This window comes from Serratia sp. ME47, assembly GCF_903970925.1.
GTDB classification, from domain to species: domain Bacteria; phylum Pseudomonadota; class Gammaproteobacteria; order Enterobacterales; family Enterobacteriaceae; genus Serratia; species Serratia ureilytica.
In genome coordinates this window covers 1-16329 of the sequence record NZ_CAJCKE010000016.1, presented here as the reverse complement: position 1 = coordinate 16329, position 16329 = coordinate 1, and the positions used below count along the sequence as shown (strand labels likewise).

Genomic DNA, 16329 nt, shown 5'->3' with positions numbered 1-16329 from the left:
ACTAAACAAGATCAGAACCATCTCTTATAAACAACCGCGTACCGGTCAGTTTGTGATCCCTTTCACGGTGCAAAAAGCCGCAATCGTTGCACTTTTGCACCATTTCAGTGCCCACCCCCACGCTTATTGCACCATAACAGTGCAAACTATCGCTGATGGTGCATACTGTGTCTGGGTAAAACCCGCGCAGAAAGGCGATGAAAGCCTTTTTAAAAAGTTGGCACGCTTTTCGCTTTAGTCTTTTCAAGGCGAAAAAAAGCCAGTTCCACAGATTCGTTCCACGACGACGACAATGATAAACCGGGAGAGTTAAGTATGTCCGCTGAACACGTTTTGACGATGCTGAATGAGCATGAAGTGAAATTCGTAGACCTGCGTTTCACTGACACCAAGGGTAAGGAACAGCACGTGACTATCCCGGCTCATCAGGTAAACGCCGACTTCTTCGAAGAAGGCAAAATGTTTGACGGCTCCTCTATCGGTGGTTGGAAGGGCATCAACGAATCTGACATGGTACTGATGCCGGATGCCAGCACGGCGGTTCTGGATCCGTTCTTCGAAGAACCTACGCTGATCATTCGCTGCGACATTCTCGAGCCGGGCACCATGCAAGGCTACGATCGCGACCCGCGCTCCATCTCCAAACGCGCCGAAGACTTCCTGCGCTCCTCCGGCATCGCGGACACCGTGCTGTTCGGGCCAGAGCCTGAGTTCTTCCTGTTCGACGACATCCGCTTCGGCAGCAGCATCCGCGGTTCCCACGTGGCCATCGACGACATCGAAGGCGCCTGGAACTCCGGCACAAAATACGACGGCGGCAACAAAGGCCACCGTCCGGCCGTGAAAGGCGGTTATTTCCCGGTTCCACCGGTCGACTCTTCGCAGGATCTGCGTTCCACCATGTGTCTGACCATGGAAGAGATGGGCCTGGTGGTTGAAGCGCACCACCACGAAGTGGCGACCGCCGGTCAGAACGAAGTGGCGACCCGCTTCAACACCATGACCAAGAAAGCCGACGAAATTCAGATCTACAAGTACGTGGTGCACAACGTGGCGCACGCCTTCGGTAAAACCGCGACCTTCATGCCGAAACCCATGTTCGGCGACAACGGTTCCGGCATGCACTGCCACATGTCGCTGTCCAAGAACGGCACCAACCTGTTCGCCGGCGACAAATACGGCGGCCTGTCTGAAACCGCGCTGTTCTACATCGGCGGCATCATCAAGCACGCCAAGGCGATCAACGCGTTGGCAAACCCGACCACCAACTCGTACAAACGTCTGGTGCCGGGCTACGAAGCGCCGGTGATGCTGGCCTACTCCGCCCGTAACCGCTCCGCGTCCATCCGCATCCCGGTGGTCGCCAGCCCGAAAGCGCGCCGCATCGAAGCCCGCTTCCCGGATCCGGCGGCTAACCCATACCTGTGCTTCGCCGCACTGCTGATGGCCGGCCTGGACGGCATCATCAACAAGATCCACCCTGGCGACGCCATGGACAAAAACCTGTACGACCTGCCGCCGGAAGAAGAAGCCGAGATCCCAAAAGTGGCCGGCTCGCTGGACGAAGCGATGGCCGCGCTGAACGAAGACCGCGAGTTCCTGACCCGCGGCGGCGTATTCACCGACGATGCGATCGATGCCTACATCGAACTGCGCAAAGAAGAGATGGACCGCGTTCGCATGACGCCACACCCGGTCGAGTTCGAACTGTACTACAGCGTCTAAGCCCTACCCGCGCCGTCTGCAAAGGCGGACGGCGCCCACAATTTTTGTTATCGCTTTTTTGTTGCCGTGGAAACTTTCAGCCCATCTTCGGATGGGTTTTTTTCTCCACCGTATTTTCTGCAAAACTATTCCATACCGCGCCGATCCCGGATGGAGTAGGATAGATGCACTAAAAAGGTGCAGGAGTCTGCTGTATGGCAACTGGCAAGCTGCCCGATGCTGGGCAGATCCTCAATTCACTCATCAACAGCATCCTGCTGTTGGATGACTCACTGGCGGTTCACTACGCCAACCCTGCGGCACAGCAGCTGCTGGCGCAAAGCTCCCGCAAGCTGTTCGGCACGCCGCTGCCCGATCTGCTCGGCTATTTTTCGCTGAACGTCTCTCTGATGCGTGAAAGCCTGCGCGCCGGTCAGGGCTTCACCGACAACGAAGTGACCCTGGTGGTCGATGGCCGCGCGCATATTCTTTCCCTGACCGCTCAGGCGCTGCCGGAAGGCTATATCCTGGTCGAGCTGGCGCCGATGGACAATCAGCGCCGCCTGAGCCAGGAACAGCTGCAGCATGCCCAACAGGTGGCCGCCCGCGATCTGGTACGCGGTTTGGCGCACGAGATTAAAAACCCGCTGGGCGGCCTGCGCGGCGCGGCACAGCTGCTGGCCAAAGCGCTGCCCGATCCGGCGCTGACCGAATACACCAAGGTGATCATTGAGCAGGCCGATCGGCTGCGCAATCTGGTGGATCGTCTGCTCGGGCCGCAGCGCCCCGGTCAGCACATCACCCAGAGCATCCATCAGGTCGCGGAGCGCGTCTGCCAGCTGGTGTCGCTGGAAATGCCGGATAACGTCACGCTGGTGCGCGACTACGATCCCAGCCTGCCGGAAATGGCCCACGACCCGGATCAGATAGAACAGGTGCTGCTGAACATCACCCGCAATGCGCTGCAGGCCTTGGGCGAGGCGGGCGGCACCATTACGCTGCGCACCCGCACCGCGTTTCAGATAACGTTGCACGGCACCCGCTATCGCCTGGCGGCGCGTATCGATGTCGAAGACGACGGCCCCGGCGTGCCGGCGCAGCTGCAGGACACGCTGTTCTACCCGATGGTCAGCGGCCGTGAAGGCGGTACCGGCCTGGGATTATCCATCGCCCGCAATCTGATCGATCAGCATTGCGGAAAAATTGAGTTCAACAGTTGGCCAGGTCATACCGAATTCTCGGTCTACCTGCCCATTCGTCAGTGAGGTTTGCAATGCAACGAGGGATAGTCTGGATCGTCGATGACGATAGCTCCATCCGCTGGGTGCTTGAGCGCGCGCTCACCGGCGCGGGCATGAGCTGCGCCACCTTCGAAGGCGGCAATGACGTGCTGGAAGCCTTGGCCACGCAAACTCCCGACGTGTTGCTGTCCGATATCCGCATGCCGGGCATCGATGGTCTGGCGCTGCTCAAGCAGATCAAACAGCGCCACCCGATGCTGCCGGTGATCATCATGACCGCGCATTCGGATTTGGATGCGGCCGTCAGCGCCTATCAGCAAGGGGCCTTCGACTACCTGCCGAAACCGTTCGACATCGACGAAGCGGTGGCGCTGGTCGAGCGCGCCATCAGCCATTATCAAGAGCAGCAGCAGCCGGTGCGCAGCCAGCCGGCCAGCGATCCGGCGGCGGACATCATCGGCGAAGCGCCGGCGATGCAGGACGTGTTTCGCATCATCGGCCGGCTGTCACGTTCGTCGATCAGCGTGCTGATCAACGGCGAATCCGGCACTGGCAAAGAGCTGGTGGCGCATGCGCTGCACCGCCACAGCCCGCGCGCCAAGTCGCCGTTCATCGCCCTGAACATGGCCGCTATTCCCAAGGATCTGATCGAGTCCGAGCTGTTCGGCCACGAGAAAGGCGCCTTCACCGGCGCGAACCAAATCCGTCAGGGACGCTTTGAACAGGCCGACGGCGGCACGCTGTTCCTCGACGAGATCGGCGATATGCCGCTCGACGTGCAAACGCGCCTGCTGCGGGTGCTGGCGGACGGCCAGTTTTACCGGGTCGGCGGCTATGCGCCGGTGAAGGTCGACGTGCGCATCATCGCCGCCACGCACCAGAACCTGGAATTGCGGGTACAGGAAGGCAAGTTCCGCGAGGATCTGTTCCACCGCCTGAACGTGATCCGCGTACACCTGCCGCCGCTGCGCGAGCGTCGGGAAGACATCCCGCGGCTGGCGCGCCACTTCCTGCAGATCGCCGCCAAGGAGCTGGGCGTAGAGGCCAAGAACCTGCATCCGGAAACCGAAACCGCGCTGACCCGCCTGCCTTGGCCGGGGAACGTGCGCCAGCTGGAGAATACCTGCCGCTGGCTGACGGTGATGGCCGCCGGGCAAGAGGTGCTGATTCAGGATCTGCCGAGCGAACTGTTCGAAACCGCCGCACCGGAGAGCCCCAGCCACAGCCTGCCGGACAGCTGGGCCACGCTGCTGGCGCAGTGGGCCGATCGCGCGCTGCGTTCCGGTCATCAAAATCTGCTGTCGGAAGCGCAGCCGGAGATGGAGCGTACACTGCTCACCACCGCCTTGCGTCACACCCAGGGGCACAAACAGGAAGCCGCACGCCTGCTGGGCTGGGGCCGCAATACCCTGACCCGCAAGCTCAAAGAACTGGGCATGGAATAGGCGCTGAGGTTGATGATAAAAAACGCAGCCCAGCGCACAAAAAAACGCCAACCGCAGACTTTACAGCCGGTGCGGGCGCAGTATGATCGTGTCGCACACTCTGGAGGTTGACGATGCTGGACTCATTCATCGTGTTCATTTCTCAGGGCGCGGAGCTGGGCTCCGCCGCCAGCCACACCCCGCAGGCGGCGGTCGCCGCGGTGTTGTGCGCCGCGCTGATTAACTTCTTCAGTTAAAAAAACAGCCGCATCAGCGGCTGTTTTTTCATCCTCAGATCACCCGAGAGAACTGCTGGCTGCGCGCCTGTTGCCGCAGATAACGGTCGAAGCACATGCAGATATTGCGGATCAGCAACCGCCCGCGCGGCGTGACGCGAATGCCTTGCTCGTCGCGCTCCACCAGCCCATCGCGTTCAAACGGCGCCAGCAGCTGCAGGTCTTCGGCGAAGTAAGCGGTGAAATCGATGCCGTATTGCCGTTCAAGTGGCTGATACGCCAACCGGAAGTTGCAGATCAACGTTTTGATCAGATCGCGCCGCAGGCAATCGTCGTCCGTCAGCGCCAACCCGCGCCACAGGGCGTTGCCCTGCGCCGGTACGCTCTCATAGTAACGCTTCAGCTCTTTCTGGTTCTGCGCATAGCTGTCGCCAAGCATGCTGATGGCCGACACGCCCAACCCCAGCAGATCGCTGTCGCCCTGGGTGGTGTAGCCCTGGAAATTGCGGTGCAGCTTGCCTTCGCGTTGCGCAATCGCCAGCTCATCGTCCGGGCGTGCAAAGTGATCCATGCCGATAAACTGATAGCCGGCGTCAGTCAGGAACGCGATGCTCTGCTGCAGGATATCCAGCTTCTGCTGCGCGCTGGGCAGATCGGCGTCTTTGATTTTGCGCTGGGCGGCGAATAAATTCGGCATATGCGCGTAGTTGAACACGCTGAGGCGATCGGGATTCAGTTCAGCCACCCGCTGCAGCGTGAAGGCGAAGCTTTCCGGCGTCTGTTTCGGCAGGCCGTAGATCAGATCGATATTGGTCGAGCGAAAGCCCAACACTTTGGCCCGCTCGATCAGGGCGAAGATAAAGGCTTCATCCTGCTCGCGGTTGACCAACGCCTGCACCTGCTTGTTGAAATCCTGCACCCCCATGCTCAGGCGGTTAAAGCCTTCGGCGCGTAAATGATCGAGCACATCCAGCGCTATCTCGCGCGGATCGACTTCGATCGACATCTCCGCATCGGGCAGAAAATCAAAATGTTCGCGCAGCAGCGCCACCAGCCGGCTGATTTGCGCTTTGTCCAGATAGGTTGGCGTACCGCCGCCCCAATGCATCTGACCGACCTTGCGGCCGGCGAACAGCGGCGCACGGCTGGCGATCTCTTGCGCCAGGACATTCAGGTATTCATCGGCCTTGTGCGTCTGACGCGTCACCAGTTTGTTGCAGCCGCAGAAGTAGCACAGCTTATGGCAGAAAGGGATATGCACGTACAGCGACAGCGGGCGCTCAGGGTAGCGCGCCGCGGCGCGTTGAAACGCCGCTTCGTCGTAGCGCTGGTTAAACTCCAGCGCCGTGGGGTATGAGGTATAACGCGGCCCTGAGTAGTTATATTTTTGGATCAGGGCCAAATCCCAGACAATCGTCTGCTCTGACATGCTCACTCCTTCCGATATCTTTTTCTACCGGGCCGGGAGAGAGGCGGTTGTCTGCGCTGTCTGGCCACGGAAGCGCTGCGAAAACGCGCTTTGCGCTTAGACAGCCGCCATAGTTTACCGAATAACCACAGCAGATAACACATCAAGAGTAGGGCTATTGTCGGGATCAGCCACATGGCGCGTTAAAAAGCGTCCTTCGGGTTGCCGCCTTTCAGCAGCTTCAGAATATCTTCCTGCTTCTCCTCTTCTTCCTCGTCGTCTTCATCGCCCAGCTCGATGCCCAGCACGTCCATCAGCACATCGATGCGATCCAGCGTCTTGTCGACATACGCCTGCTCTTGCGCGTTCAGCGTTTCGCCATCGTCGATGCGATCCAGCAGCGCGTTCAGACGTTCGTCATTTTCCAGCTTCGCCAGCTCTTCTTCCGGCGACAGGCGCGGTTTCGCTTCGGCCTTTGGCTTCGGCTGCGGTTTGGCCTTCACTTTGGTTTCGTCGACCACCAGCGCAACCGGCACTTTACTGCCGATACGCGGATCTTTGGCTTCCGCCGCCGATTTGTTTTTCTGGCTGCCGGACTCGACCTGAGTGCGCGAACCGGAAGCGTGGCCGCGGCGTTTTTTCAGGCGTTTGCGCTCACGCGCTTCCTGATCGAGCTCCATACGGCTTTTCTTTTTCGTTTTTGACTTCGCCGCGCTGCCGCGAGGTGCTTTTGATGGCTGGTTCATAGCGTGTGCTCTTAGGTATGTAGATTCAGTATAGAATTGCGGCGGAATCTAGCAGAAAGCGGACAAAGAAAAAAGGCGGCAGGTTAAACCTGCCGCCTATTTCGCACCTTCTTGCGAAGGGTATTCCTGTTACGCGCTCCTTGCGTACATGCAACATCCCGGTTTTTCCTTCTGCTATAACCGCATTCCCTGCCACTACGTCCTTCATCCTGAAAGGAAAATCGTCCATGGCGCAATCCATTCGCATCCGCTCTTCCCGAGCGCGCTTCCTGCGGGCATCCAAACTGCCGATACTTCACCATCCAATGTGCCTGCCGCCTATTCCGGTGCGAAAGGGTCACTTCCTTTTGCGTTCATCCTGGCACTCATTGCACGCCCTGTGCATTCCCTGAGATTTGTCATCCTTCCCGGATGTTCCCTAATCCTGCGCAACCCTGCGTTAACGAGTACTTTACGTTATTGTTGCGAAGGCTCAAGGCACCAGAGGCCGATTTGACTGACATTTCCACACAACGAAAAAACAACACATTGTTTTTAAAAAAGAAAAATAAATATCGCTTTCGAATAAAGCGACATTACCCGCGATTCGAATGGCAAATGTCTCACAACGTACGAGCGGCTTAACCGTCGTTTTATCGCGCCCCGCCGCTTAAAAACGGAGAAACACGCCATTTTTACCGCTGATGCAGTTATAATCGCCAACCAGTTAGCCATCCTCACGGAGACGAAAAATTTTGACCAGCAAGAACTACAACTATCATGTGACCCATTTCGTCACCAGCGCACCCGATATTCGCCATCTTCCGGGGGATGCAGGAATTGAAGTCGCCTTTGCCGGCCGTTCCAACGCCGGTAAATCCAGCGCGCTGAATACGCTGACCAACCAAAAAAGCCTGGCGCGCACCAGTAAGACGCCGGGGCGCACCCAGCTGATTAACCTGTTCGAAGTGGAAGACGGCATTCGTCTGGTCGACCTGCCGGGTTATGGCTACGCCGAAGTGCCGGAAGAAATGAAGCGCAAATGGCAACGCGCGCTGGGCGAATACCTGCAGATGCGCAACAGCCTGAAAGGGCTGGTGGTGCTGATGGATATCCGCCATCCGCTGAAAGATCTCGACCAACAGATGATCCAGTGGGCGGTCGACGTCGGCACGCCGGTACTGGTGTTGCTGACCAAGGCCGACAAGCTGGCCTCCGGCGCACGCAAGGCGCAGCTCAACATGGTGCGTGAAGCGGTGCTGCCGTTTATGGGGGATATCCAGGTCGAAGCCTTCTCATCGCTGAAAAAGATCGGCGTCGACAAGCTGCGCCAGAAGCTGGACACCTGGTTTAACGAGATCCCGCCGGAAGTGCTGCCGGAAGAAGACATCGGCGAATAGGCCCTGATCGCACGTTTGAGCCGATGCCTCGCCGCATCGGCTTTTTTATGCCCGCAGATCGGCCGCAGGCGGGATTTTTCGTTATCTAATTACATTTTTGAAATAAAGCCATCATAAAGACTTATCGCCAAAACGGGCTTGTTTCGCCGAATTACGCGGATTGAGGGAGCGGAAGTTGAAATGAAAGTCGGGGCTGAGCGATAGGAAAAACGTATGGTTTGCTGCTGTTTTTACAATAAAAAACGCCCCAGTCAATACTGACTGGGGCGGCTAAATATTCAGCCAAATCCGATTACGTGAAGTAAAAGGTCTGAAAGATAGAACATCTTACCTCTGTACCCTACGCCTGTAACTCTACATCATTTTTTCGCAGGGCAAAAGAATTTTTTGTAGTTTACTTACACAATTTGAGACGCAAGAACGGCGAAGTTGGGGAAACTATCGCCGCATCTTGTAGCTTAATTACGAAAAGTGCTTAGCTTCTCGCCAGTTAGCGCATACGGCGATAACCCGGCGATCAGTGCGCCTCATCCCAGTTCATGCCGACGCCCACATCGACCTTCAGCGGCACCGCCAGCGTCATGCTGCCTTCCATCAGTTGGCGGATACGTTGGCTGGCTTCGTCGATCACCGACTCGTGCACCTCGAACACCAATTCATCGTGCACCTGCATGATCGCGCGCACCAACGGCTTCTCCTGCCCCTGCAGCCAGGCGTCGACCTCGATCATCGCACGCTTGATGATATCGGCCGCCGTGCCCTGCATCGGGGCGTTGATGGCGGCGCGCTCGGCCGCCTTGCGGCGCATGGCGTTGCTGGAGCGGACGTCCGGCAGATACAGACGGCGGCCGTCCAGCGTGCTGACATAGCCCTGCTCGGAAGCCTGCTGACGGGTGCGCTCCATGTAATCCAGCACGCCCGGGTAACGTTCGAAGTAGAGATCCATATAGCGCTGGGCTTCCCCACGCGGGATCCCCAGCTGACGCGCCAGGCCGAAGGCGCTCATGCCGTAAATCAAACCAAAGTTAATCGCCTTGGCGCTGCGGCGCTGCTCGCCGGTCACTTTATCCAACGGCACGCCGAAAACTTCCGACGCCGTGGCGCGGTGAATGTCTTTCCCTTCGGCGAAGGCCTTCAGCAGCCCTTCATCCTGAGACAGATGCGCCATGATGCGCAGCTCGATCTGCGAGTAGTCGGCCGCGACAATGCGGTAGCCTTCCGGCGCAATAAAGGCCTGGCGAATGCGCCGCCCTTCTTCGTTGCGCACCGGGATGTTCTGCAGGTTCGGATCGCTCGAGGAGAGACGGCCGGTGGCGGTCACCGCCTGATGATACGAGGTATGCACCCGCCCGCTGACCGGATTGATCATCAGCGGCAGCTTGTCGGTATAGGTGGTCTTCAGCTTCGCCAAACCGCGGTATTCCAGAATCACCTTCGGCAGCGGGTAGTCGAGCGCCAGCTCGGCCAGCACTTCTTCGTTGGTGGATGGCGCCCCGCCCGGAGTTTTCTTCAGCACCGGCAGCTTTTGTTTTTCGTACAAGATAGCCTGCAGCTGCTTGGTCGACGCCAGGTTGAACGGCTCTTCCGCCAGCTCGTGGGCCTGCGCCTCCAGCTCAGCCAGACGCTTGGCCAGCTCCTGGGAGTGGGCCGATAAAATGGCCGGATCGATCAGCACCCCGGTGCGTTCGATATGCGACAGCACCGGCAGCAGCGGCATTTCAATCTCGTTGAACACCGTCAGCAGTTCCGCGCTCTGTTTCAGCTGCGGCCACATCGCCAGATGCAGCTGCAGCGTGACATCGGCGTCTTCGGCAGCGTATGGCGCCGCCTGCTCAAGCGCGATCTGATTGAACGTCAGCTGGTTCTTGCCCTTGCCGGCGATCTCTTCGAAGGTGATGGTTTTGTGGCCAAGATAACGATCGGCCAGGCTGTCCATATCATGACGGCCGCCGACGCTGTCCAGCACATAGGACTCCAGCATGGTGTCGTAGGCGATGCCGCGCATCTCGATGCCGTAACGCGCCAGCAGGCTCATGTCGAACTTCAGATTTTGCCCGACCTTGAGCGCTTTCTCGTCTTCCAGCAGCGGCTTGAGCGCCTCCAGCACGTAAGCGCGATCCAGCTGCGCCGGCGCATCCAGATAATCGTGTGCCACCGGCAAATAAGCCGCTTCGCCCGGCGCGATCGCAAAGGACAGGCCGATCAGATTGGCGGTCAGGGTATCCAGGCCATCGGTTTCGGTATCGAAGGCAAACACGTCGGCTTTTTTCAACCGCGCCAGCCAGTCGGTAAAGGTCGCTTCGTCCAGGATGGTGACATAACCGTCCTGAGACAGCTTGGCCTCCGCCAGCGCTTTCGGCGCTTCCGCGGCTACGGCTGGTTTGGCGGCGCCGGCAGCTTTCGCACCCGCGCCTTTCTTGTTTTCCAACCAGACGCCGGCTTCTACGTCCGCCAGCCAGCGTTTGAACTCGTACTGTTTGAACAGCTGTTGCAGCGTGTCGACATCCGGCGCGGAGACCGTCAGGTCCGCACAGGTCAGATCCAGCTCGACGTCGGTTTTGATCGTCGCCAGCTTATAGGAGAGGTACGCGACCTCTTTATTCTGTTCCAGCTTGGCCGCCATGGTTTTGGCACCGCGGAAGCTCAGCGTGGCGATGTTATCCAGATTGCCGTACAGCGCATCCAGGCCGCCGATACCCTGCAGCAACGCCTGGGCGGTTTTCTCGCCCACGCCCGGCACGCCGGGAATGTTGTCCGATGAATCGCCCATCAGCGCCAGGAAGTCGATGATCAGCTCCGGCGGAATGCCGTATTTGTCGCACACTTCCTGCGGGCCGAGGATCGTGTTGTTCATGGTGTTGATCAGGGTGACGTTCGGCGTCACCAGCTGCGCCATGTCTTTGTCGCCGGTGCTGATCAGCACCGCGTGGCCGGCCTTTTCAGCCTCCAGCGCCAGCGTACCGATGACGTCATCCGCCTCTACGCCGGGCGTCACCAACAGCGGCAGGCCCATCGCCTTGACCATGTTGTGCAGCGGCTCGATCTGCGCGCGCAGATCGTCCGGCATCGGCGGCCGGTGCGACTTGTATTCAGCGAACAGATCATCGCGGAAGGTCTTCCCTTTGGCATCAAACACCACGGCAACGTGGCTCGGTTGATACTGCAACAGCAGACTGCGCAGCATATTCAGCACGCCGTACATCGCGCCGGTCGGCTCGCCCGCCGAATTGGTCAGCGGCGGGAAGGCGTGATAAGCGCGGTAGAGGTAAGAGGAACCGTCAACCAGGATTAGTGGGTTTTCTGCAATCTGGGCCATAGCGTTTCTTTATCGTGATCGGACATAGGGGTAAGCATGCCATAGCTGGCCGCCGGAGACGAACCTTAGCGTGCATTGCGGACGAAAATGATGTGATTGTGCGCGAGGATCCGCAAGATCTTACCTGTGGATAACTTTGTGCATAGAAAAGAGACCGAATTATAACGCTGCGATTATCGTTATAACGGCGAATAAAATTCCTATTTAAATCACCGCGTTAAAAGAACGAATTCCGGCGACGCTTAATTATTGGCTTTCATTGGATTTGTGGATATAACTTTCGCCGGATTTTAATCGCACTATTAATCAAATTCGGCGCCTCAATTACCATAGCACAAGCTGGACAAGTTGCACGAAAACTCAGCAAATGGTTATCCGATGAGACGAAAAACAGTGATTTTAAGCGGCGCTTTACCCCGGCGATTTCTGTTAAAATGCGTTTTTGTTCATGCGCTTTGGCATGCAACGATGTTCCCACCAACCGTCAGCCCATAATCATGCCAAGATTGTTAACGCCTGTTATCTTTATCATTTCCGTCATACTTACCATTCTGGTGACGGTGTTATGCTCCATCCCCATCACGCTGGCCGGCATCGTGAAACTCGTGGTGCCCATTCCCGCCGTTTGGCGATATATCTCGGCTTTCGCCGATTTCATGATGTGGTGTTGGTGCCAAGGGCTGGCGCTGTTATTGCGCATTAACGGGCAATTGCGTTGGGATATTGAAGGGCTGGAAGGGTTGGATCGCAAAAACTGGTATCTGCTGATCAGCAACCACGAAAGTTGGTCAGACATTGTCGTGTTATGCGTGCTGTTCAGAAATCATATTCCAATGAATAAGTATTTCCTCAAACAGCAGCTCGCCTGGGTGCCGTTTGTCGGCCTGGCCTGCTGGGCGCTGGACATGCCATTCATGAAGCGTTACTCCCGCGCCTATTTGCTCAAGCACCCGGAAAAACGCGGCAAGGATATCGAAACGACGCGCCGTTCCTGCGAAAAATTCCGCCAGCGCCCAACCACCATCGTCAATTTCGTCGAAGGCTCACGCTTCACCGAAGCCAAGAAAATTAAAAGCAATTCACCTTATCGCAATTTGCTGGCGCCCAAAGCTGCCGGCATCGCGTTTACCCTTAGCGCGCTGGGCAATCAGTTCGACAAAGTGTTGAACGTCACCCTGCTTTATCCGGAAAATAACCAGCGGCCCTTTCTGGATATGCTGTGCGGCCGCCTGACGCGTATCGTGGTGAGAATAGAGACGCTACCGATCGATGAAACCCTGCACGGTGATTATTTCAACGATAAACAGTTCAAGCGGCGCTTCCAGCTGTGGCTGAATACGCTGTGGCAGGAAAAAGACCGGTTGCTGGATAAATTGAAGCGGCAATACGGATAAAAAAACGCCGGCGATGCCGGCGTTTTTCATGTTGAATCAGGCTTATTTCTGCTGGCTGAGGAATTTAACCACATCGGCGAACTGCTTCACGTAAGCGTCCATCGAGCTGGTGTCCAGGCCATCGTTTTTAACCATGTATTTGCCGTTGACGAATACCGCCGGCACGCCGCGCAGCTGCAGATCTTCTGCGGCTTTCTCCTGTTGAACCACCAGAGATTTCACCACGAAGCTGTTCCAGGCCGCGTCATAATCTGCGGCGGTTACGCCCGCTTTCACGAAGACGTTACGGATATCGTCCGGCGTTTGCACGGTCTGGGTTTTCTGCACCGCTTCAAACATCAGCGGGCTTACTTTGTCTTCCACGCCCAGCGCCATCGCGACCGCCCACGCCTGAGTCAGCTGTTTGCCCAACGGCCCCAGGAACTCCACGTGGTACTTGGTCATTTTGGTGCCGGCAGGCAACGCTTTTTTCACGTTCTCGGACACGTGATAGACCTGCTCAAACTGGTAGCAGTGTGGGCAGTAAAAGGAGAAGAACTCCAACACCTGCGGCTCACCGGTCACCGGCTTGTCCAAGGTCACGTACTGAGTGCCATCGCTAAACTGTGCCGCCGAGGCGCTGAATGCCATCACCATGCCAACGAGCGCCAACCATATTTTTTTCATAAGACTAAACTCTCCATTGTGTTAAAGCTTCAATACATTGGCGTCAGCTGCAGAGGAGGCTCCTGCAACAGCTTAACCTGTTCATTAAACGCCGCAGTCTGAGATAACCAGAAATCAGACTCCGCCATCCACGGAAAACTCTTAGGGAAGGCCGGATCCTGCCAACGGCGAGCGACCCAGGCCAGGTAATACACCATACGCATCGCCCGCAGTGGCTCAATTAACGCCAGCTCGCGCTGATCGAACTCGGCAAATTCGCCGTACGCCTCCAGCAAAACGTCCAGCTGCATCAGTTGGTCGCGACGTTCGCCGTGCAACAGCATCCACAGATCCTGAACCGCAGGGCCGTTGCGCGCGTCATCAAGATCGACGAACAGCGGGCCATCGCGCCACAGAATATTGCCCGGATGGCAATCGCCGTGCAAACGCCGCGGCTGCCAGTTCAGATTCCAGTGTGGCTTGATCGCCGCAATCAGGTTATCCGTCGCCTGCAGAAAGGCATCACGCTGAGCCGCCGGCAACAGCTCGCAATTGGCCAGCGCCTGACGCGGGGCAACAAGATACTCTTCAATCCCCATGGTTGGACGCTCGGCAAACAAACGCTCGCCGCCAACCTGATGGATACGCCCCAGAAAACGGCCTACCCATTCCAACTGCTCCAGATTGTCTATCTCGTATTGCCGGCCCCCCACGCTGGGGAACAGGGCAAAGAAAAAACCGCCGTGCGTATGCAGCGTAGCGCCTTGCAGCGCCAACGGCGCCACCGCCGGGATCTCCGCGCCGGCCAGATCCAGAGCGAACTGATGTTCCTCACCGATTTGTGCGGCGCTCCAGCGCTCCGGGCGGTAAAACTTCACCACGTAGCGTCGACGATCCTCGTCCATAAACTGATAGACGCGGTTCTCATAGCTGTTCAGCGCCGTCAGGCCGGAATCGACGCGCAGGCCAATCCCTTCTAGCGCGTCCATGATCAAATCGGGCGACAGGGTGTCGAAATTAAAAGCTGAGTTATTCATAACGTTCGTTTGATCGCTGACAGCACGGTGCCGGGAATGAGAAATAGTAGCATTAATGGCGCATTTCACGCGCTATGCTTTCTCGCACCGCACGAGGATCAATCCTTGATAACGCCGCGAGCGCGCAGCAACGCTGTTTTAAAATCTTCTTCGTAATCTTTCTTCAGGCCCGGGATCTGATCCGTGCCGGCGCTGCCGCGCATTTTCAGATGGTAAATAAGAATATCGTCGCTCAACTCGGACAATTCGCCCTGGAAGCCCGCTTCTTTCGCCAGCTTTTGCAAAAACTGCATCAAATTGAGATCGGGATCTTCCTGCCAGGCCGGGTGCAACAGCTCGATCAACTCGTTTACGCGATGCGTTTTCATCTCAATATCGTCCAATAGCATGAATAAACTCACAAAGTAACAGGCTTACCCACGCAGTGAAAGAACCGGCTTGTCAATAAAGGTAAATCCTGATGTCGCGCCGGCTTTAGCGCTACAATCAGCGCATCGACAAGGCGGGATAAACGAGATGCATAAAGAAATCAGCGGCGTCATTTTGGCCGGCGGACGGGCCACGCGCATGGGCGGTGAGAACAAAGGCCTAGTGTCGATTGGCGGGATCGCACTCTATCAACACGTATTGGCTCGGTTACGCCCGCAGGTGGCTTCCGTCGCCATCAGCGCTAATCGCAATCAGGCACGTTACCAGGCGAGCGGTTTGCCGGTGATTGGCGATCTGACGCCCGATTTCGCCGGGCCGCTGGCAGGCATGCTGGCCGGGCTCAAACAGGCTCCCAGCGAATGGGTGGTCTTCGTCCCTTGTGATGTCCCCGACTTTCCCGCCGACTTAGTCGCTCAGCTATGGCAGCAAAAAGGCGCGGCGCAGGCGGCCTTTGCCAGCGATGGTGAACGAGATCACCCCACGCTGGCGTTACTGCATAGCCAAATAGCGCCGCAGCTGGCCGACTATCTGGCGCGCGGTGAACGCAAGCTGATGCTGTTCTTGCATCAAATTGGCGCACAACGCGTAGTGTTCAGCGGGCAGCAAGCGGCATTTCATAACCTGAATACGCCGGCTGACTGCCTGAATTGGCAACAAACGCGAGAGCTCAAAAAATGAATCGTTCATTGCCTCCCTTGCTGGCCATCGGCGCCTACAGCGGAACGGGGAAAACGACCCTGCTCAAACAGCTGATCCCGTTGCTGAAACAACGCCAGGTAAGGATTGGACTGATCAAACATACGCATCACGACATGGATGTGGATACGCCGGGTAAAGACAGCTATGAGCTGCGTAAAGCAGGCGCCGAGCAAACGCTGGTCGCCAGCGATCGTCGCTGGGCATTAATGACCGAAACGCCGGAGCAACAACCTTTGGATCTGCGCTATCTGGCTGGGCGCTTTGACGCCGATAAGGTCGACTTGATTCTGGTGGAAGGGTTCAAACATGAGCCGGTCAGCAAGATCCTGCTTTATCGGGCCGAGATCGGCAGGCCGTTGGAAGACATGCTGGATCAGTTTGTCGTCGCGGTAGCCAGCGATCGACCGCTATCCATTTCGGCTAAGCAGTTGGATCTCAATCAACCGGAAAGCATCGCCGACTTTATTGTCGAGTGGTTGAAAGGCGCAGCGTAGCTGCGCTTTTTTACGTTTCACGCATAGCAAAAAGCCCTGAACGTCAGTTCAGGGCTTTTTGCTTTATTTGATGCCTGGCAGTGTCCTACTCTCGCATGGGGAGACCCCACACTACCATCGGCGCTACGGCGTTTCACTTCTGAGTTCGGCATGGGGTCAGGTGGGACCACCGCGCTA

14 protein-coding genes and 1 rRNA gene are annotated in these 16329 nt (G+C 57.3%); 8 read left to right on the top strand and 7 right to left on the bottom strand.

All coding sequences use genetic code 11. The annotated features are described in order from the left end of the window. Positions 1-315: 315 nt before the first annotated feature. The 4 genes from glnA (at position 316) to H7A77_RS16105 (ending at position 4626) form a co-directional block, all read left to right on the top strand. The gene (gene glnA / locus H7A77_RS16120; RefSeq protein ID WP_025304715.1) at positions 316-1725 is read left to right on the top strand and encodes a glutamate--ammonia ligase; all 1410 of its coding nucleotides are present in this window, start codon (positions 316-318) and stop codon (positions 1723-1725) included. A 194-nt stretch (positions 1726-1919) separates the two neighbouring features. Beyond that, entirely contained in the window at positions 1920-2969 is a 1050-nt protein-coding gene (gene glnL / locus H7A77_RS16115; RefSeq protein ID WP_004931246.1) for a nitrogen regulation protein NR(II), read from the top strand. An 8-nt stretch (positions 2970-2977) separates the two neighbouring features. Beyond that, a complete protein-coding gene (glnG, locus tag H7A77_RS16110; RefSeq protein ID WP_033652266.1) occupies positions 2978-4390 on the top strand; it encodes a nitrogen regulation protein NR(I) in 1413 nt (470 codons plus the stop codon). 113 nt (positions 4391-4503) lie between these two features. Continuing rightward, a complete protein-coding gene (locus H7A77_RS16105; RefSeq protein WP_015379453.1) occupies positions 4504-4626 on the top strand; it encodes a YshB family small membrane protein in 123 nt (40 codons plus the stop codon). A 34-nt stretch (positions 4627-4660) separates the two neighbouring features. Here H7A77_RS16105 and hemN read toward each other — a convergent pair whose 3' ends face one another. Next, entirely contained in the window at positions 4661-6034 is a 1374-nt protein-coding gene (hemN, locus tag H7A77_RS16100) for an oxygen-independent coproporphyrinogen III oxidase (RefSeq protein WP_033645172.1), read from the bottom strand. Positions 6035-6216: 182 nt separating this feature from the next. Continuing rightward, positions 6217-6759: a Der GTPase-activating protein YihI gene (yihI, locus tag H7A77_RS16095; RefSeq protein ID WP_015379455.1), complete on the bottom strand. Its 543-nt coding sequence runs from the start codon at positions 6757-6759 to the stop codon at positions 6217-6219. A 734-nt stretch (positions 6760-7493) separates the two neighbouring features. Here yihI and yihA point away from each other — a divergent pair. After that, positions 7494-8138 (top strand): ribosome biogenesis GTP-binding protein YihA/YsxC, encoded by a 645-nt coding sequence (gene yihA / locus H7A77_RS16090; protein WP_004931258.1) that lies wholly within the window; start codon positions 7494-7496, stop codon positions 8136-8138. 517 nt (positions 8139-8655) lie between these two features. On the opposite strand, the gene polA is transcribed toward yihA, so the two are convergent. Then, on the bottom strand, positions 8656-11454 hold the full coding sequence (gene polA, locus H7A77_RS16085; protein ID WP_108682217.1) for a DNA polymerase I: 2799 nt from the start codon (positions 11452-11454) through the stop codon (positions 8656-8658). Positions 11455-11951: 497 nt separating this feature from the next. On the opposite strand from polA, the gene H7A77_RS16080 reads away from it, so the two are divergent. Next, entirely contained in the window at positions 11952-12848 is an 897-nt protein-coding gene (locus H7A77_RS16080) for an acyltransferase (protein WP_033645170.1), read from the top strand. Positions 12849-12890: 42 nt separating this feature from the next. On the opposite strand, the gene dsbA is transcribed toward H7A77_RS16080, so the two are convergent. From dsbA to H7A77_RS16065, 3 genes are all read right to left on the bottom strand, one after another. Then, positions 12891-13514 (bottom strand): thiol:disulfide interchange protein DsbA, encoded by a 624-nt coding sequence (gene dsbA, locus H7A77_RS16075; protein ID WP_025304721.1) that lies wholly within the window; start codon positions 13512-13514, stop codon positions 12891-12893. A gap of 29 nt (positions 13515-13543) precedes the next feature. After that, a complete protein-coding gene (locus tag H7A77_RS16070; protein ID WP_170853178.1) occupies positions 13544-14530 on the bottom strand; it encodes a serine/threonine protein kinase in 987 nt (328 codons plus the stop codon). 98 nt (positions 14531-14628) lie between these two features. Beyond that, positions 14629-14898, bottom strand: a complete 270-nt coding sequence (locus H7A77_RS16065; RefSeq protein WP_004931268.1) for a YihD family protein — start codon at positions 14896-14898, stop codon at positions 14629-14631. A 148-nt stretch (positions 14899-15046) separates the two neighbouring features. Here H7A77_RS16065 and mobA point away from each other — a divergent pair, with 148 nt between their 5' ends. Together mobA and mobB are read left to right on the top strand one after the other, a co-directional pair. Beyond that, positions 15047-15637 carry a molybdenum cofactor guanylyltransferase MobA gene (gene mobA / locus H7A77_RS16060; RefSeq protein WP_182074409.1) on the top strand — a complete coding sequence of 197 codons (591 nt, stop codon included), beginning with the start codon at positions 15047-15049 and terminating at the stop codon, positions 15635-15637. After that, positions 15634-16152, top strand: coding sequence for a molybdopterin-guanine dinucleotide biosynthesis protein MobB (gene mobB / locus H7A77_RS16055; RefSeq protein ID WP_033652270.1), 519 nt, complete (start codon positions 15634-15636; stop codon positions 16150-16152). Before mobA ends, mobB begins: the two co-directional genes overlap by 4 nt. Before the next feature lie 72 nt (positions 16153-16224). On the opposite strand, the gene rrf is transcribed toward mobB, so the two are convergent. Beyond that, positions 16225-16329 (bottom strand): 5S ribosomal RNA (rrf, locus tag H7A77_RS16050); the annotation flags it as partial.